The sequence below is a fragment of the Barnesiella sp. WM24 genome (genome assembly GCF_004570975.1).
Lineage (GTDB): Bacteria > Bacteroidota > Bacteroidia > Bacteroidales > Muribaculaceae > Muribaculum.
Window position 1 is genome coordinate 58073 of the sequence record NZ_SPPC01000001.1, and the last position, 18918, is coordinate 76990.

Annotated in this window: 20 protein-coding genes; 7 read left to right on the top strand and 13 right to left on the bottom strand. The window is 48.0% G+C overall.

Translation table 11 applies throughout. From position 1 onward, the window contains the following. Positions 1–10: 10 nt before the first annotated feature. The 3 genes from E4T81_RS00235 to pheS are packed head-to-tail and all read right to left on the bottom strand — an operon-like array spanning position 11 to position 2326. Positions 11–643 (bottom strand): trimeric intracellular cation channel family protein, encoded by a 633-nt coding sequence (locus tag E4T81_RS00235; RefSeq protein ID WP_135040372.1) that lies wholly within the window; start codon positions 641–643, stop codon positions 11–13. A gap of 12 nt (positions 644–655) precedes the next feature. Next, a complete protein-coding gene (gene nth, locus E4T81_RS00240) occupies positions 656–1303 on the bottom strand; it encodes an endonuclease III (RefSeq protein WP_135040374.1) in 648 nt (215 codons plus the stop codon). A 3-nt stretch (positions 1304–1306) separates the two neighbouring features. Further along, on the bottom strand, positions 1307–2326 hold the full coding sequence (gene pheS, locus E4T81_RS00245; RefSeq protein WP_135040376.1) for a phenylalanine--tRNA ligase subunit alpha: 1020 nt from the start codon (positions 2324–2326) through the stop codon (positions 1307–1309). Between the two features lie 70 nt (positions 2327–2396). On the opposite strand from pheS, the gene tilS reads away from it, so the two are divergent. The 4 genes from tilS to E4T81_RS00265 all read left to right on the top strand — a co-directional run bounded on the left by tilS (position 2397) and on the right by E4T81_RS00265 (position 6595). Beyond that, on the top strand, positions 2397–3731 hold the full coding sequence (gene tilS, locus E4T81_RS00250) for a tRNA lysidine(34) synthetase TilS (protein ID WP_167761549.1): 1335 nt from the start codon (positions 2397–2399) through the stop codon (positions 3729–3731). A gap of 88 nt (positions 3732–3819) precedes the next feature. Further along, positions 3820–5475, top strand: coding sequence for an AMP-binding protein (locus tag E4T81_RS00255; RefSeq protein ID WP_135040381.1), 1656 nt, complete (start codon positions 3820–3822; stop codon positions 5473–5475). Beyond that, on the top strand, positions 5475–6077 hold the full coding sequence (locus tag E4T81_RS00260; RefSeq protein WP_135040383.1) for a glucosaminidase domain-containing protein: 603 nt from the start codon (positions 5475–5477) through the stop codon (positions 6075–6077). Before E4T81_RS00255 ends, E4T81_RS00260 begins: the two co-directional genes overlap by 1 nt. 29 nt (positions 6078–6106) lie before the next feature. Further along, positions 6107–6595 (top strand): nucleoside deaminase, encoded by a 489-nt coding sequence (locus E4T81_RS00265; RefSeq protein WP_135040385.1) that lies wholly within the window; start codon positions 6107–6109, stop codon positions 6593–6595. Positions 6596–6597: 2 nt separating this feature from the next. Here E4T81_RS00265 and E4T81_RS00270 read toward each other — a convergent pair whose 3' ends face one another. The 6 genes from E4T81_RS00270 to E4T81_RS00295 all read right to left on the bottom strand — a co-directional run bounded on the left by E4T81_RS00270 (position 6598) and on the right by E4T81_RS00295 (position 13363). After that, positions 6598–6972, bottom strand: a complete 375-nt coding sequence (locus tag E4T81_RS00270) for a 2-amino-4-hydroxy-6-hydroxymethyldihydropteridine diphosphokinase (protein WP_135040387.1) — start codon at positions 6970–6972, stop codon at positions 6598–6600. Then, positions 6969–9110 (bottom strand): Tex family protein, encoded by a 2142-nt coding sequence (locus tag E4T81_RS00275; RefSeq protein WP_135040389.1) that lies wholly within the window; start codon positions 9108–9110, stop codon positions 6969–6971. Before E4T81_RS00275 ends, E4T81_RS00270 begins: the two co-directional genes overlap by 4 nt. Before the next feature lie 28 nt (positions 9111–9138). Next, on the bottom strand, positions 9139–10311 hold the full coding sequence (locus E4T81_RS00280) for a metallophosphoesterase (RefSeq protein ID WP_167761551.1): 1173 nt from the start codon (positions 10309–10311) through the stop codon (positions 9139–9141). Positions 10312–10370: 59 nt separating this feature from the next. Beyond that, on the bottom strand, positions 10371–11549 hold the full coding sequence (locus E4T81_RS00285; RefSeq protein ID WP_135040393.1) for an acyltransferase: 1179 nt from the start codon (positions 11547–11549) through the stop codon (positions 10371–10373). A gap of 69 nt (positions 11550–11618) precedes the next feature. Continuing rightward, entirely contained in the window at positions 11619–12692 is a 1074-nt protein-coding gene (locus E4T81_RS00290; protein ID WP_135040856.1) for an RluA family pseudouridine synthase, read from the bottom strand. 32 nt (positions 12693–12724) lie between these two features. Then, positions 12725–13363: a PASTA domain-containing protein gene (locus E4T81_RS00295; protein WP_135040395.1), complete on the bottom strand. Its 639-nt coding sequence runs from the start codon at positions 13361–13363 to the stop codon at positions 12725–12727. Positions 13364–13577: 214 nt separating this feature from the next. On the opposite strand from E4T81_RS00295, the gene E4T81_RS00300 reads away from it, so the two are divergent. The 3 genes from E4T81_RS00300 (at position 13578) to rpsO (ending at position 15093) form a co-directional block, all read left to right on the top strand. After that, positions 13578–14387: an outer membrane protein assembly factor BamD gene (locus E4T81_RS00300; protein WP_135040397.1), complete on the top strand. Its 810-nt coding sequence runs from the start codon at positions 13578–13580 to the stop codon at positions 14385–14387. Positions 14388–14399: 12 nt separating this feature from the next. Beyond that, complete coding sequence (locus E4T81_RS00305) at positions 14400–14732, top strand: DNA-directed RNA polymerase subunit omega (protein ID WP_135040399.1); 333 nt, start codon at positions 14400–14402, stop codon at positions 14730–14732. Between the two features lie 85 nt (positions 14733–14817). Beyond that, complete coding sequence (rpsO, locus tag E4T81_RS00310) at positions 14818–15093, top strand: 30S ribosomal protein S15 (RefSeq protein WP_135040401.1); 276 nt, start codon at positions 14818–14820, stop codon at positions 15091–15093. Positions 15094–15263: 170 nt separating this feature from the next. Here the strand turns inward: rpsO and E4T81_RS00315 are convergent, their stop codons facing one another. The 4 genes from E4T81_RS00315 to E4T81_RS00330 all read right to left on the bottom strand — a co-directional run bounded on the left by E4T81_RS00315 (position 15264) and on the right by E4T81_RS00330 (position 18874). Beyond that, on the bottom strand, positions 15264–15815 hold the full coding sequence (locus E4T81_RS00315) for an NADH peroxidase (RefSeq protein ID WP_135040403.1): 552 nt from the start codon (positions 15813–15815) through the stop codon (positions 15264–15266). A gap of 34 nt (positions 15816–15849) precedes the next feature. Next, a complete protein-coding gene (locus E4T81_RS00320) occupies positions 15850–16308 on the bottom strand; it encodes a Fur family transcriptional regulator (protein ID WP_135040405.1) in 459 nt (152 codons plus the stop codon). Between the two features lie 268 nt (positions 16309–16576). Then, entirely contained in the window at positions 16577–17764 is a 1188-nt protein-coding gene (locus E4T81_RS00325; RefSeq protein WP_135040408.1) for a pyridoxal phosphate-dependent aminotransferase family protein, read from the bottom strand. A gap of 159 nt (positions 17765–17923) precedes the next feature. Next, positions 17924–18874 (bottom strand): YitT family protein, encoded by a 951-nt coding sequence (locus E4T81_RS00330; protein WP_135040411.1) that lies wholly within the window; start codon positions 18872–18874, stop codon positions 17924–17926. Positions 18875–18918: the final 44 nt, after the last annotated feature.

Consider the following 18918-nt stretch of genomic DNA (forward strand, 5'->3'; position numbering starts at 1 on the left):
CACTCAATATTCAAGGTTTATTATTCTTGACTTCCTCCATCAATACAGGCAGCGACCAGCCATAGCGCACAGCAAGAAGGCGTATTATAATGACCGTGGCGGCACAGGCAATCCCCTGAACCATCGGCGAAGCGCCGGCAAGAAGAGTAATCCAGTATATCAATCCGCCGGCAAGACATGCCGTCGCATATATATCTTTCTGAAACAGCAGAGGCTCATTGTTGACAAGGATGTCGCGTATGACACCGCCGACAGCACCCGTCACCACACCCATTACAATAGCCACCCACATCGGGTAGTCCACATCAAGGGTCTTCTGAATGCCAATGACGACAAACAATCCGAGACCTATGGTGTCAAACACAAAGAGAATCTGCGTCTTGACAAGCACCTTTCGGAATAAAATCACGAGTATCAGCGAAATGCCCGTCACTGCAAGATACCACCAGGTCTGCATCCAGAACACAGGGATGTCAAGAAGAATGTCACGGAGCGTACCTCCGCCGATAGCGGTGACAAGCCCTACCGTATATGCCCCAAACCAGTCAAAATGCTTTGCCGCAGCCATGCGTATGCCGCTTATTGCAAACGCAATCGTGCCGATGACTTCGATTACAAACAAAAATGTCAATTCCACATCCATAACAGTTGCATGCTATTTTTCTTGGTTTTCGCGACGGTAATAGCGGCACACACCGGTAAGCCCGCAGTTCAGGCAGTCGGGGCGCCGTGCCTTGCACACATATCTCCCGTGTAATATAAGCCAATGATGAGCCTTCGGGATAAGAGCCTCCGGAATATGTCGGCAAAGCGTCTTTTCAGTCTGTAGAGGCGACTTGCTTCCGGTAGTAAGCCCGATGCGCTCGCTCACTCTGAACACATGGGTGTCAACCGCCATCGCCGCCTTATTCCATACGACCGACAGAATGACATTGGCGGTTTTTCGACCGACACCGGGCAGACTCATAAGGTCATCCATGTCAGACGGCACCTCGCCGCCGAAGTCATCGACAAGCTTACGCGCCATCCCGAGAAGCGACTTTGCCTTGTTGTTGGGATAGCTCACCGACTTTATATAGCCATAAATGTCATCAAGCGAAGCGGCGGCCATGGCGCGGGCGTCAGGATAAGCCTCAAAAAGCGGCGGAGTGACCATGTTGATACGCTTGTCGGTACATTGCGCCGACAATATCACCGCCACAAGCAGCTGAAACGTGTCGGAATAATGCAACTCTGTCTCAGCCACCGGCATCGCGGTCTCAAACCACTCAATCACAAGCCTGTAGCGGTCTTTTATTGTCATTTATCAGTGAGCGGCGGTAAATTCCTCAAGGAAGCGGGTGTCATTTTCAGAGAACATGCGCAAATCCTTGACCTGATATTTCAGGTTGGTGATGCGCTCCACTCCCATACCGAGAGCAAAACCGGTGTATTTCTTTGAATCTATGCCACACGCGTCAAGCACGTTCGGGTCCACCATTCCACAACCGAGAATCTCTACCCAGCCGGTATGCTTGCAGAATGAGCAGCCCTTGCCTCCGCAAAGATTACATGATATGTCCATCTCCGCCGAAGGCTCGGTGAAGGGGAAATAGCTCGGGCGAAGACGTATCTTTGTCTCAGGGCCAAACATTTCCTGGGCAAAATACAGGAGAGTCTGTTTAAGGTCGGCAAACGATACATTCTCATCGACATACAGCGCCTCGACCTGATGGAAGAAGCAATGGGCGCGCGCTGAAATCGCCTCGTTACGATAGACACGTCCCGGGCAGATGATTCTTACAGGGGGCTGGGTCTTTTCCATGACGCGTGATTGCACGGAGGATGTGTGGGTGCGGAGCAACACGTCAGGATTACGCTGTATAAAGAATGTGTCCTGCATATCGCGCGCCGGATGATCGGCGGCAAAGTTAAGCGACGAGAACACATGCCAGTCATCCTCAATCTCGGGGCCCTCGGCAATCGAATATCCAAGACGTGAGAATATAGACACGATTTCATTACGTACAACCGATAGCGGGTGGCGCGTGCCAAGCTTTATGGGAGAAGCCGTGCGGCTCATGTCAAGGTCACTGACCTCGCTTTCATTATTGGCAAGAGCCTCGCGAAGCGCATTTATACGTTCGGTGGCGTAATTCTTCAATTCGTTCAGCGGAGCTCCAAGCTCACGTTTCTCTTCAGGCGACAGAGTGCGGAACTCATTCATAAGCTCTGACACAGCACCTTTTTTGCTGAGATATTTGATACGCAGCGCCTCCACATCGGCGGCATTGGACGCAGCCAGCTGATCAATTTCAGCCTTGAGCGCATTTATTTTTTCTAACATAGCAATGTTCTGTTTCTTTATATCGGCAAAATTACAAAAATTCCGCGAACTTTTCATTACATTTGTCATTATGAATGATTTTATAGGCAAAGTAAATGACAGCATTACCCGCCATGGCATGCTGGAACAGGGGGGGAAAGTGATTGTAGCCCTCAGCGGAGGCGCTGATTCGGTAGCTCTGCTTGTATCGCTGCATGAGCTGGGATATGAGTGCATAGCCGCCCACTGCGACTTTCATCTTCGCGGTGAAGAGTCGGAACGCGACCGCATGTATGCAGCTAAAATCGCGGCAGAATATGCGTCAGGCTATAAAGAGATTCATTTTGACGTGGAAGCCTATAAAAAAGAGCATGGCGTATCGACAGAGATGGCGTGTCGTGACCTGCGCTACAAGTGGTTTCGTGACCTTTCCGCCGAATATGGGGGCATACCCGTGGCGATAGCCCACCATCATGACGACAATATCGAGACCATGCTTCTTAACCTTCTCCGCGGGACAGGCATAACCGGACTCACAGGAATAAAATATATCAACGGCATATTTATCCGTCCCATGCTTGACTGCAGGAGACCGGAGGTGGAGGCGTTCCTGAAAGAAAGGGATATCGACTTCATGACCGACAGCACCAACCTCATCAGCGACGTCAAGCGCAATAAATTACGCAACATTGTCATTCCGATGCTGCGCGAGGAGTTTCCCGATGCCGACAAGGGATTGACAACCACACTGCACAACATGCGCGATACAGCCGCGCTATACTCATCCCTTATTGACGACGCGACCTCACGCTATCTTAATGACGGCGAGATAAGCCTCTCCATCATTGACGACAATCCCGAAAACGCCGTGACAATACTATATGAGACAGTCAAGGCTTACGGATTCAATTCGAGCCATGCCGCCGACATAATCACAGCCTGCAAGTCACCGACATCATCGGGCAAAAGATTCTTATCGCCCACTCACTCAATCATAATAAACCGTGGCAACCTCATAGTCGAAGAGCTTTGTAAAAAAAGCCTCCCTGAAAAATATATCATCGACCTCGACAATCCGCTGTCGCTTCCTGAATGGCTGACAATCGAAAGAGTAGGACGCAGTCAATTCCGTCCCGACCGCACCGGAAATACAATATATCTCGACCCGTCAGTGCTCGACGGGTCCCCGGTGTTCACCCTGCGTCACCGGCATGACGGTGACCGCATAGCCCCCTTCGGGATGAAAGGGAGCAGGCTCGTAAGCGACATATTCTCCGATGCCAAGCTTTCGCTAAGAGACAAAGACGCCGCATGGCTCCTTACCAGGGATGACACCATACTGTGGATTGCAGGAATGCGCGCATCGCGACATTTTGCCGTCACGCCGGAAACGTCGGATATAATCGCACTTCATTATCACAAGTAGACAGGGTGATACCTTCCTGAAAACTTTTGATGAAACTGATGTGTTTAATTCCATAAAGTATTATATTTGTGCAATTATTATTAAAGTTATGCATAAAAGCCTAATCCAATATATGCAAGATTCCATCCGCAATAATTGGGAGAATCTTGCTCTTACCGACTTCAACGGTGTATCATATCAATACCGCGACATCGCGCGTAAAATAGCGAAACTGCATCTTCTTTATGAACATGCCGGCATAAAACGCGGCGACAAAATCGCGTTATGCGGCAAGAACTCGTCGCAGTGGGCTGTGGCATTTCTCGCTACCGTAACCTATGGAGCCGTCGCAGTCCCGATTCTTCACGAGTTCAAGCCCGACAATATACATCACCTTGTATCACATTGTGATGCAAGATTATTTTTTACCGACGACTCGACCTGGGAAAACCTCGACCCCGATTCAATGACCAAACTTGAAGGGGTTGTAAATCTCACTGACTTTTCACTGTTGATGTCGCGCAACGACAAGCTTAAAGCTGCACGTCAGCGCCTCAACGAACTATTCGGGAAAAAGTATCCTGAACGGTTCACTCCGGAAGATGTGAAGTTTCACTCTGAAAAAGAAGGTGACGTAGCTGTAATAAACTACACTTCAGGGTCTACCGGATTCTCCAAAGGAGTCATGCTCACTTACAAGAATCTTTGGAGCAATATACAGTTCTGCATCGACGGGCTTACATTTCTCAACGCCGGCGACGGCATAGTGTGTATGTTGCCCCTCGCCCACATGTACGGGCTTATCGTAGAGTTCATTCACCCCTTTGTCAAGGGCTGTCACATCTATTTCCTCACCCGAGTGCCATCGCCGAAAGTAATCCTTGACGCTTTTGCCACTGTAAAGCCCAAGCTTATCGTCACGGTGCCGCTGATTATCGAGAAAATTGTAAAAACCAAGGTATTCCCGCTGCTTGACAAGCCGTTGATGAAGCTGCTTCTGCACGTGCCGTTTATCGATGAGAAACTGCTTGACAAAATCAAGAGAGGACTTACCGATGCATTTGGAGGCAATGTAAAAGAGATAATAATCGGCGGAGCCGGACTGAACAAGGAGGTTGAGACTTTCCTGCGCCGTATCGGATTCCCGTACACGGTAGGATATGGCATGACAGAGTGCGGGCCGCTTATCGCATATGCGCCCTGGAATATACAGCGCACCGGCTCATGCGGAAAACCGGTAGACCGCATGGAATGTCGCATCGAGTCTACCGACCCGGTGAACATTCCCGGAGAACTCTGGGTGAAGGGCGACAACGTGATGAAAGGATATTTCAAAAACAAAGAAGCCACAGAGTCAGTCATGAAGGACGGATGGATGAATACCGGCGACCTATGCACGATGGACAACGACGGGTTCATCTATATACGCGGAAGAAACAAAAACATGATACTCGGGCCTTCGGGACAAAACATATATCCTGAAGAAATCGAGCAGAAGCTTAACAACATGCCCTATGTCGCCGAGTCGATAGTGATTGACGGCGACGGCAAGCTGATAGCCCTCGTATATCCCGATATGGACCAGGCGACTAAAGACGGAGTGCCTATGGACGAGATGGGGAAAATTATGGATGAGAATATAAAGACCCTCAACAAGGAACTTCCTGCCTACTCGCAGATATCCAAGGTCAAAATCCACTATCAGGAATTTGAAAAGACACCTAAACGCTCCATCAAGCGTTATCTATACCAGCGGGCAAAGTGATGAGACTGATTGTGGCTGCAATTACATTTCTGGTGTCGTACTATGCCGTTACGATAAACGCGGCGACACCTATCTGTGGCGATGTCGAAGTCGGCATCGACAGGATGTATGAGTTTGTAAAGACCCACAATGAAAATTTTCCCCGCGAAATTGCCGAGGCTTACTATCACATCGGGAAGAAATATGGCGTCAGGGGCGACATTGCCCTGTGTCAGGCGATACTTGAGACCGGATGGTTCCGCTTTTCCGATGATACGGCAGTCACGTCAGACCAATACAATTTCTGCGGACTCGGCGTGACAGCCAAGAAAGAACGCGGTCACGCCTTTGACAGCATAGAGGCAGGTGTCACGGCACAGATACAGCACCTCTTTGCCTATGGCAGCAGCGACAACCTGCCTGACGGCGAAGAAATAATCGACCCGAGATTCTCCTATGTAAGCCGGGGCTCGGCTTCGACATGGGAAGAGCTTAACGGACGATGGGCGGCAAACAAGCACTATTCCGACCGTATATTAGCCTTGTTCTACCGAATGTCGGAACGCACTGTCCTGACTATCGAAGTAGACATACCGGATGAATACTGGGAATCGGACCGGTAAAAGACTTACAACTGAAAACATTTAGATTTATGACTTATCACGACATAACTCCCGACGACCGAAAATTCATGGACTTGGCATGTAAACTTGCCGAGGAAAATGTCAATGCAGGCGGAGGACCGTTTGGCGCAATAATAGTCAGGAACGGGGAAATCATATCCACAGGAGTCAACACTGTGACCCGAGACAACGACCCTACCGCCCACGCCGAAATGAATGCAATAAGAAGCGCGTGTCACTCCTTGGACAGGTTCAAGCTCAGTGATTGTGTCATCTACAGTTCATGCGAGCCGTGCCCTATGTGTCTTAGCGCACTATACTGGGCGGGAGTAAAGCGCATCTACTACGGCAACACGAAGGAAGATGCCGACAGGATAAATTTCAGCGACAGCTTCATTTACAAGGAAATCGACAAGAAACCCGCGGAACGGATGATTCCGTGCATACACATCGAGGGCACGACAGCGATAAAAGCTTTTGACCTCTGGGAGAAAAGCACTGACAAAATCGTGTACTGAGGCTACTGCCGGCAGAGCTGCCTGTAACCGATGGCAAAGTATTCACGCTCAAACTCGACAGGGCGAAGCAGCTTACCGTCATATTCAACAATATCAAGGTCAATCGGTACGATTCCGGTGATTTTTGACTCGGAAGTCCGTCCCGACTTTCGCTCGTAGTCTTTCAGCAGTCCATTGAGAGTCGCTGAATCATGAGCAGTAAACCCGATAGCGACGCAGTTAAAATAAGCCGGATACCTGCCGCTATATTCGGGGGTCTCATAAATGTCAGATGTAGCACACTCTGAAAGCACTTCATGCAACCACTTTACAGCAGCGTCCATCATGTAATCCCTTGAAGGAGCATTACTTCCTATGCTCACGATAACCTTTTTCATCCCTGCGCAATGCCTTTCATCGAGAGAGCAATCCTTCCGCGTTCATAGTCGATATCAATGACCCTTACCCTTACATGCTGATGCAGCGACACCACCTCGGCGGGATTGGAAACAAAACTGTCACAGAGCTGCGAGATATGCACAAGACCGTTTTCATGTAGACCGAGGTCGACAAAACAGCCAAACGCAGTTATATTATTGACGATGCCGTTAAGCTCCATACCTACAGACAAATCCTTGATGTCGCGCACTTTGTCGTCAAACTCCATAACCTCGACGCGGGCACGCGGGTCACGCCCGGGCTTTTCAAGTTCAAGCACAATATCGGTAAGTGTCGGAAGACCTACGCTCTTGTCAACATAGGGCGAAAGATCAAGCTCATTAAGCAGTCTCGGATTCTTAATCAATGTCTCGACGCCGCAATGATTGTCGGCGGCAATACGGGCAATAAGCTCGTAGCGCTCGGGGTGAACGGCTGTATTATCAAGTATATTTTCCCCGTCAGGAATCCTTAAAAAGCCGGCACACTGCTGATAAGCCTTTTCACCCATTCTCGGCACATCGAGCAACTCTTCACGGCGTCTGAAATCACCATGCTCGGCACGATAAGTGACTATATTTGAAGCAAGAGCCGGACCTATGCCTGATACATAAGACAATAACTCGCGAGAAGCAGTGTTGACATTGACCCCGACTGAGTTGACACAGCTCTCCACTGTATAGTTAAGCGCCTCTTTCAGTTTGCCCTGGTCGACATCGTGCTGATACTGCCCCACCCCGATGGATTTAGGCTCAATCTTCACCAACTCGGCAAGGGGGTCAATCAGACGTCTGCCGATTGACACGGCACCTCTAACCGTAACGTCATAATCAGGGAACTCGTCACGCGCTATCTTAGAAGCAGAATATACCGACGCACCGTTCTCACTGACGACAAACACCTGTATCTTTCTCGGATAACGTATAGACGAGAGAAATTTCTCCGTCTCGCGGCTCGCAGTGCCGTTACCTACAGCTATTGCATCAATCCGATAAGACTCCACAAGACGGCTCACCTTGAATGCGGAGCCGTGAAAATCATTCTGTGGCGGATTAGGATAAATGACCTCTGTGTGAAGAAGGTTGCCCTGCTCGTCAAGACACACAACCTTACATCCCGTACGGAATCCGGGGTCAATGGCAAGCACCCGTTTATGACCGAGAGGAGGAGCGAGAAGAAGCTGCCTTACATTGTCGGCAAACATCGCTATCGCACCGTCATCGGCCTTCGACTTCGCGATAGCCATGACCTCCGTCTCGATAGACGGGCGTATAAGACGGCGGTAGCTATCCTTAACGGTAGCCTTTATGAGCGAGGCAGTCTCCGGAGTGGCTCCGGGCTTTACAAAAAGCCGGGCAAGTCGCTCGATCATCTCTTCATCATCAATAGAGATGCTCATTTTCAGAAATCCGTCGGCTTCTCCACGCAATATGGCAAGCAGTCTGTGGGACGTTATTGATCGTAGCGGACTGCTGAAGTCAAAATAGTTTCTATAATTGTTTCCTTCTTCTTCCTTACCGGCGACAGCCTTTGCCGTTATCACAGCGTTTCGCTGATAGCGCGAACGCACAATCGAACGAGCCTTCTCGCTCTCGCTCATCCATTCGGCAATTATGTCCTGAGCTCCCGAAACAGCATCTTTTTCATCAGCCACATCACCTTTGACAAACTTCTTTGCCGCCTTCCCAACATTATCGAGATTCTGCGACATAATCATCCGCGCAAGCGGCTCAAGCCCTTTTTCGGCAGCCATTACCGCCCTTGTGCGCCTGTGTGGCTTATATGGAAGATATAAATCCTCCAGCACCGACGGGTCAAGTGTCTCTTCTATCTTTTTCTGGAGCTCGGCAGTGAGCTTGCCCTGCTCCTTTATAGTCGCCAGGATAGCTTCCTTTCTTTTGACAAGAGCGGTCAACGCCTCATATCGGAGTTTTATATTGTGTACAGCCACCTCGTCAAGCCCACCTGTAGCTTCTTTTCGGTAACGGCTTATAAACGGTATTGTAGCGCCGTCATCAAGGAGTTTTACCGTTGCTGAAACCTGTTTGCGGAGTATGTTCATCTCTCCGGCTATTATAGAAAAAAGCTCACTGCTCATTGTTGTGTGGAAGAAGATATATATATTTTTAATTATGTGACTTTTTTAGAGTAAGCACCGTGATTTCCGGCGTGGCTCCTATACGTGCCGGTATAGCCACTGTGCCAAGCCCGATATTGACATAAAGCTTATGGCTGCCGTCGCTGTCATTATACAAGCCGCCCCATGTAGGATAACGCCATGCCGCAGGCGACACACCGCCGACCTCCATCTGCATGGCGTGGGTGTGGCCCGACAGGGACAGCCCTATATTAATTGTATCGTTATCAGCGATTTTTTCTACCCAATGTGCGGGATTATGAGTAAGCAGCAGTTTAAACGTGCTGTCGCTTTGACATGGATAAGCCTTGTCAAGGTCACCATATACGGTAAATGGCGGGTCACCCCAGTTTTCAACCCCGACGACAGCGATAGAGTCACCGCCGCGATATATAAACTCGGTCTCGTTATTGAGCAGCCTCCAGCCCATTTTACGCTGCAGGTCATTCATAAGCGCCATGTTGGCACGCTTTGCCTCGTCGCTCTGCCATTCGCAGTAATCGCCATAATCATGATTGCCGAGAATCGAATATACACCGTCGGGAGCGTCAAGTCGCGACAAGACTCCGACAAACGGCAAGAGCTCATCAGTGCGACGGTTTACAATATCTCCGGTAAACATTATGGCGTCCACATCAAGACCGTTAAGCTTATCGACAACCTCACTTACAAAGGTAGTATCGTTTCCATATGTCCCGACATGGAAATCAGAAAACTGGGCTATCTTGTAACCGTCAAACCGCTCGGGAAGATTGTCAACCATTACCTCGACCTGTTTTATCTGGACTGACGTGCGGTTTATCAGCGCCGCCCACCACATTACGCCAAACACGGCGACGGCCGCGACAGCACCGATGACAGCCGGAAGTCTCCAGCTTTTTTGCCGCCACAGGCGCGGCAGATAACCGATAAAACTGATAAGGCAAAATATGTATTTTGGAATATATACCGAAAAATAGGCATAGAGCATCCACATTATACACACAAGCATGCTGTCACTGCCACTACGCCGGGGAAGACAGATTGTCACCACCAGAAACAACAGGCATAACAGCGAGCTCCAGGCATAGGCGACGCCCCAGAACCTTCGGCGCGCAACAGCAGTAATGCGCCGCCATATATAGTAGTCAACAAACACGTTGACTACCATAAGTATAATCATTATCAATAACGGCAATCTCATAGTGTCATAAATTCAGCAATCCGACAAATCGCATGACTTTACGCTTCACTGCTGCATGTCTCGGCTGAAATCTTATTCTTTAACGGATTAGCATACATCGTAAGCATCATCTCATATAAGAAAACGTTATCCTCGTCAGTTAGTTCAGGAATGTCCACCTTTTCAAGCTGTGTCCTGATGTAACGTTCAAACGCCTCTTCCTCCTCCGAGGTATATCTGTCGGCAAACTGCGAGCTGCCATGCAGCTTGTCATAAGCGATGTAATTGATAGGGAATATCATATAGCCGGAATGTATCTGGCAGTCAACGGCATCACACACATCACGCGCAATCTGGCTCTTATCGGCATCCTCGGGAATGAGGTCGATAAACGGGTTTAGCGGAGTCCCTACATTAAAATGCACCCTTCCCTTAGGCTGGAGCAGACCGGTCTCCATAGCAAAAAGGTCATCACGCTGAGTCTTTTTAAACTCCGGGTCGTTACGGCGCAGCAGAAACTCACGAGCCTTCAGATAATCGTTGGGGTCATATTCATAAGAGATTGACACCGGAAGAAGATTTATCTCCTTCAAGTTGTCGCGGAAATCACCGTCACCGGCAAGCCCGAGCATCTTTATAAGAGAATCCTGGGCAAGGTCGCTTGAGTCTTTGCTTCTGCCCTGACGCTCCGCAATCCACACCGACTGTCCTTCTTCACCGACAGTAAAATGGATATATGACGACAACTCTTTAGCTGCCTCCAGAGCCTTTACCTTAGGCAGGTCGCGCTTGACAATAAAGCTTTTGTTAAGTCTTACAAGATCGCTGATCCACTCATAGATAAGCAGATTGTTTCCGATAGCCACCTGAGTAGTAGGATACCCTGAACGAAGGAAACACAGATTCAGGAAAGAGGTGTCAAGCACGATATCACGATGATTGGTGATAAACGTGTAAGCCTTTGACGGGTCTATGCGGTCGATACCTTCAATCGTAAGCCCGGAAGTGGTCTTTGAGGCAAGCATCTCAAGGAATGGCCACATTATCTTATGCTGGAACGTGTCTTTGTCTCTTACCTGAAGGAGATCGTCACACATTTCTTTATAGTCAACATTGGGTAATACCCACTTTACAGCATGTTCAAATCCCGGCTCTTTTACCAGATGCTGCATCTTTTCATGAAACATACTGTCGGGATAAGGAGCTATGTCTTCAAATGGTCGTGAATCCTGTGTCATAACTATATTTATTATTTCTGTTTTTCTAATTTAATTAAATTCAACGGTTAAATCTATTTGGTCCAGATATCAGAGTCTGTCATTATCATTGTATTTGCGCCAGCGCTCTATCAGCGAAGTCATGTCATCGGGAATGGGGGCGGTGAAAAACATCTCTTCACCTGTAGCCGGATGCACAAAGCCGAGAGTGCGCGCATGAAGCGCCTGACGGGGACACACGGCAAAACTGTTTGCGATAAACTGCCTGTATTTTGACGAAGTAGTGCCGCGCAACACCTCGTCACCCCCATAACGCGCGTCATTAAACAAGGGATGTCCGATATGTTTCATATGGACACGTATCTGATGGGTGCGACCGGTCTCAAGCACACACTTCACTACCGTCACATAGCCAAGCGGCTCAATCGTGTAATAATGGGTCACGGCATGTTTGCCATACTCGCCGTCGGGAAAGACCGCCATCTGCAGCCTGTCTTTCAGGCTTCTGCCGATATTGCCTTCAATCCTGCCGTCGGCAGGGTCGGGGCGTCCCCACACGACCGCGACATATTCCCTCTTTGTAGTCTTGTTAAAAAACTGCTTCCCAAGATGAGTCTTTGCGTCGGGGGTCTTCGCCACGACAAGCAGTCCCGATGTATCTTTATCTATTCGATGCACAAGCCCCATGCGCGGGTCGTTGACATCATATTCCGGATTATCTTTGAAATGCCATGCAAGAGCGTTGACAAGTGTGCCATGATAGTTGCCGTGTCCCGGATGCACCACAAGCCCGGCAGGCTTATTGACGACAAGCAGGTGCTCATCCTCATATACGATATCAAGCGGTATGTCTTCAGCGATGATTTCAAGTTCATAACGAGGGCGGTCCATCACCACAGTCACCACATCAAGGGGCTTGACCCTGTAATTGGACTTTACCGGCTTGCCATTGACAAGTATACAGCCGGCAACGGCAGCCTGCTGGACGCGGTTGCGCGACGACTTTTCGAGGCGTGCCACCAGAAACTTGTCGACGCGCAGAAGCTGCTGTCCCTTGTCGGCTACAAACCGGAAATGCTCGTAAAGCCCGTTGCCGTCATCTTCAGCATCATCACCGTCGATCGCGAGACCGTCGGGACAACCTTCATACAGGCTTTCTGACATGTTCACATCCTTTTCCATGATAAGCCGGTCCATTAGTTGATGTCAAGCTCGGCAGCCTCTTCATCGCCAAGGATAGCCTCAGCGACACTCATGCTGTCATCTTCATTGGCAATGCCCTGCCCCACCTCAAGAGTCACAGTCGCAGAAGAGGGAATGCGCGCTCCGGGCCGCAACGTGACGCCGTTAAACTTGACGGCGAGGACAAGATCGCGGTACTCGCTTGCCACGTATTGCTCCTTGATATTCTTCACGCCAAGCCCCTCAAGAGTCGAGCGTGCCTGTCGCAGCGACATGTCGGCAAGATCGGGCACAGAAATCATCTTGGGCGTAAAAGCGATAACGGTAAGATACACCGTGCGGTTAGGCTTCACTTTGGTATTGGCTCTCGGCGACTGCTCAATGACTGTACCGGGACGCGTCTTGTCATCATATATCGAATCGGAAAGCTCCGGTTCAAGTCCTGCCGTACGCAGCGCTGTAGCCGCCTGCTCATACGAAAGTCCTTTTATATTCGGGACCACTTCATATTTGCCGTGCTCGGTCCATATGTCAAGCCATATAAGGGTTATCCATATCACGCCACAGCCGGCAAGCAATATCAGCAGAAAATTAAACAGTATCGGATGATCTTTTATAAAGTTCCTTTTATTTTGTTTTGATGTTTCTTCCACTATATCAAATTTTAGTTAATCGGATGTGTCACGCTATGCAACACTCCACCAATCAAGCGCAAAATTAATTAAAAAAGGCGAAATAAGGGTTGCTAACATACAAAATTGTAGGTCAAATTGAGTTAAAACAGGATTTCAATCAAAAAATCGCCCGTTTTTTATCATATCACGCGATTTATTATTAACTTTGCAGCTTGAATATTCGACTGCATATATGCGTAAATACATTTATATATCACTTTCACTGCTGATGCTATCCGTCATGTCGTCATGTGGCGAGTATAACCGCATCTTGAAAAGCAATGACAACGAGGCGAAGCTTGCTTACGCCCGCAAGGCTTTTGACCAGAAGAAATACACCCAGGCGGCAACCGTGCTTCAGGACATCGTGGCGACGATGAAAGGCACCAGAAACGCCGAGGAGTCGCTGTATCTGCTCGGCCTCAGTCTGTATGAAAACAAGGATTACATAAATTCATCGGCATATTTCCACACCTATTATACACGATATCCGAAAGGGAAATATGCAGAAATGGCACGCTTTTATTCAGGCTACGGATGGTATCTTGACTCTCCCGAGCCTCAGCTCGACCAGAGCGGCACAATAAAGGCCATCGAGGAGCTTCAGGCTTTTCTGGACTACTTCCCCAAGAGCGACAAAGTGCCAGTGGCACAAAATGCCATATTCGAGCTACAGGACAAGCTGACACTAAAAGAGCTGCAGAACGCTCAGCTATATTACAATCTTGGCAACTACATGGGCAACAACTACGAGTCGGCGGTAATCGTCGCCCGTAACGCCATAAAGGCATATCCATATTCAAAATACAAGGAAGAGCTTGAAATGCTAATCCTCAAGTCGCGCTACCAGGAGGCGGCACAGAGCGTGGAAGAGAAGAAAGCCGACCGCTTCCGCGAAGTCGTCGATGAATACTACTCATTCATCAACAACTACCCCGACACCCACAACCGAAAGGAAGCCGACAACATCATGAAGATTGCCAGCAAATACGTAAACGAATAAATTATTAATATAATGGACTACAAGAAATCCAACGCACCTCTCACAACCACAACCCGCGACCTCACCAAGATGTCGCAGGACACCGGTAATATCTACGAAACCGTTTGCATTATCGCAAAGCGCGCCAACCAGATTGCCGGAGAAATGAAACATGACCTTGAGAAAAAGCTCCAGGAGTTTGCCTCTCTCAATGACAACCTTGAGGAAATTTCAGAAAACCGTGAGCAAATCGAGATTTCACGTTACTACGAAAAACTCCCCAAGCCCACTCTTATCGCAACTCAGGAGTATATCGAAGGTAAAATCCATTTCCGCAATCCGTCAAAAGACAAAAACCTTGACTAAGGCTTTGCCATGTCAAGGATATTCACTAACTTTGTGCGCTCTTTAGAGCAATTGTATATTTATTAACTTTTTAATTTCATTAAGAATGCACCTAAATTCTGAAGAAAAAGTAAACATCTTTGAGAAATACGGTAAGGGCAAGACTGATACTGGCTCACCTGAAGCTCAGATAGCATTATTCTCGGTTCGTATTGCTCATTTGACTGAACACCTCAAGTCAAATCACAAAGATTATACTACTGCGCGTGCTCTTAAAGCTTTGGTAGGTAAGCGTCGCCGCCTTCTTGACTACCTTATCAAGAAGGACATCAACCGCTACCGCGCTATCATCGCTCAGAAGGAGCTTGGTATCCGCAAGTAACCGCAAGTTTACTTAAAGATTACAATGGAGTTGTGTCAAATAAGGCACAGCTCCTTTTTTATATCCAAATCCCCACCCTTGCTATACACATCGGGGCTAACCTCCATATAAAAAAAATGACGGCACACCCTGCAAAGAGCATGCCGTCAAGCATCATGGAATTATGATTATTATTTCTTGAAGAAACGGTTGTAAAGACCCTGGAAGCCCTGTCCGTGACGAGCCTCGTCCTTAGCCATTTCATGAACCGTATCGTGGATTGCATCGTGTCCGAGCTCCTTTGCGCGACGTGCGATACGCATCTTGTCCTCGTTGGCACCTGCCTCAGCAGCCATGCGCTTTTCAAGGTTAGTCTTGGTATCCCATACAACCTCGCCGAGCAGTTCAGCAAACTTGGCAGCATGCTCAGCCTCTTCAAATGCGTAACGCTTGAAAGCCTCAGCGATTTCGGGATAGCCTTCGCGGTCAGCCTGACGAGACATGGCAAGATACATTCCTACTTCGCCACATTCGCCGTTGAAGTGGGCGGTAAGGTCCTTAATCATCTCCTCGTCGCAGCCCTTTGCAGAACCGATTTCGTGCTCGGTCACAAATACAAGGTCGGCAGTCTCATCAAGTTCTTTGAACTTGCTTGCGGGAGCGCCACAAACGGGGCACTTCTCAGGAGCTTCGTTACCTTCATGAACATATCCACATACAGTACAAATAAATTTCTTTGCCATTTTTCTTAAATTTTAGATAGTTATACGAATTTATTTAATTTTGGTCATTAATATCAGTCAAACTCATCTCTTTGCGGGAAGAGCTACAGTCGCCACACAATCCCTTAAAGCACAAATCAACTCCCTCAACACTGAAGCCCGAATCATCGGAGCTAAGCGACACGGCAATCTCATCGCGAAGAGGCACATCGAAAAGCGAGCCACACTTGCGGCAGAAGAAATGGGCATGAGGGGTAAGCGCCAGATCATAACGCGCATTACGCGAATCCACATTCAACATCGTAACCGCACCTGTGCCGACAAGCACGCGAAGCGTATTATATACCGTGGCAAGCGACAATGTAGGCATCTCTTTTACAAGCGCATCATAGATTACTTCAGCCGAGGGGTGTACAGGATTATCAATCATGAAACGTGTCACAGCTATACGCTGAGCCGATGGCCTTACGCCATGCATCTGCAGATATTCTGTTGCGCGTCTCATCTTTTCCATATATTGAATCTCTCTAATTTTATAATCATTACAAAATTAGAAATAGTATCGAAACTACCAAAATTATTTTCCCTAAAATTCATTAATTTGCATATAATCCTCAGAAAACACCCCATCTACCCTACTTTCACAGCACCTCCTATACTATATTATAATATATAAAGAAGCCAACTGCCACAGAAAGCGCTGCCGGGCGACATGCCTAAAAAGAAAAGGAGCCGCACCAATTTCCGGCGCAGCTCCTGCAAAATAATATTATATTTTTTCCTTAATTCAATATGCCATATTTCTTAAATACCTTCTGAATCTTCTCCAAAGCTGTCTCAACCTGCTCTTTGGTGTGAGTAGACATTAGGCTGAAACGAATAAGGGTATCGTGAGGAGCCACAGCCGGAGAAACCACAGGATTCACAAATATGCCGTCTTCAAGCAAGTCGTGAGTAATGGCAAATGTCTTGTTATTATCCCTTACAAACAGAGGGATGATAGGAGTCGAGGTATTACCGATCTCACATCCCATCTCACGGAATCCATCAAGAGCAAAGTTGGTCAGCTCCCAAAGGTGATCCTGGATTTCAGGCTCACTCTCCATGATGTCAAGCGCCGCCATTACAGCCGCAGTCGATGCCGGAGTGATTGATGCGGTAAAGATATAAGAGCGAGAGTGATGACGCAGATAGTTGGTAATCTCCTTATCGGTAGCAATGAAACCGCCAAGCGAAGCAAACGACTTGCTGAATGTACCCATAATAAGGTCAACGTCGTCAGTCAGTCCAAAATGGTCACACACGCCGCGACCACCCTTGCCGAACACACCTATACCGTGAGCCTCATCGACCATGACAGTAGCGTCATACTGCTTTGCAAGGCGCACAATCTCGGGAAGATTGCAGACATCGCCCTCCATTGAGAACACGCCGTCAGTCACAATCAGTTTCACCTTATCGGGGTCACACTTCTTCAACTGAGCCTCAAGCGACTCCATGTCGTTGTGCTTGTACTTCAACGCCTGGGAGAAAGAGAGACGGCGACCGTCAATAATCGAAGCATGATCCTGCTCGTCAAAGAGGATATAGTCTTCCCTGCCTGTAAGAGTCGAAACGACACCGAGGTTCACTTCAAATCCGGTAGAATATATCATTGCATCCTCCTTGCCGACGTAAGCCGCGAGACGAGCCTCAAGCTCCTTATGGATGTCAAGTGTACCGTTAAGAAACGGAGAGCCGGCACATCCGGTACCATATTTCTTAATAGCCTCGATAGCAGCCTCTTTTACCTTAGGATGATTTACGAGACCGGTATAGCAGTTTGACCCGAACATCAACACCTTTCTGCCGTTGATGATAACTTCCGGATCCTGTTCACTTGATATTGCACGGAAATAAGGATAAATGCCTAAAGCCTTGGCTTTCTGCGGCTCTTGATACTTGTCAAGTTTAGCTTGTAATAGCTTCATAATTATCTATATAGTATAGCTTTTAGCGATTATTCGTAATGATCGGCAACTCCCGATCCTCTAAAATTGCAGGCTGCAAAGTTAGCAAATCTCCGGCAATAAACGCAAAAAAACCTTAATTTTAATGGGGTTACAATCTATAAAAAGTCTTAATGAGGCTTATTCCTTCCCTTCATGAGGCACTGCCGGTGAAGGACGGTCAAGTTTTTCTCCATTTTCAGCAAGTTTGCCGTCTTTCATCTTCAGTTTAACCATGTCAAATCCCTGCCCGTAGACACCATTCACATTGGCCTGCGTGATAAAGGCATCCTTATCTATCGACTTTACGATACGGAATATCGTGACTGATTCAATCTTACGGCACATGACCAGAAGCACCTTGACAGGATGTTTTGAATACCACCCCATGCCTTCAAGCACAGTACATCCGCGCCTTGCCTCATTGTTGATAGCATCGGCAATCTTTTCCCAATGAGATGAAATTATAGTAAACTGCACAGCCTGGCGAGTGGTGTTAATAATCTGGTCAGCCATAAAAGAGGCAAGAAAAGTAACCACAAGACCATATACCACATTATCAATCTGGTGGAATATCAGGAAGCTTGACGAGATAATGATAAAGTCACAATAAATCATCATGCGCCCGATTGACACGTTACTGTGTTTCGACACCATCGCAGCGATAATGTCTGTGCCGCCGGTAGAGCCGTTATGGGTAAATGCCAGTCCGATGCCGACACCACACATCATAGCGCCAATGATTATGTTCATGAAAGTCTGCTGCGCAATGAGCGGTTCCGGAAACATAGGCTGCATGATACCTATAAAAAGGTTGATAACCGTAGCACCGAATATAGTACGTATGACAAACTGCTTGCCGACAACTTTATAGGCGATAGCAAGAAGGGCAAGGTTACATCCGTAAGAGGTTATAGCAACAGGAATTCCGGTAAGGAAGTAAACAATCGAGCCGAGACCCACAAGACCGCCGATAACCACTTTTTCAGGGAGCACAAACGCACAGAAGCCGAACGCGTATATAAGAAGTCCCAAAACGATTATGACATAATCCCTGGTAGACAGCCAGATACTGTTAGGTGAAAATTTCATTGCCTGATGATAGCTTATATTAATTTATTATTGGTACAAAATTA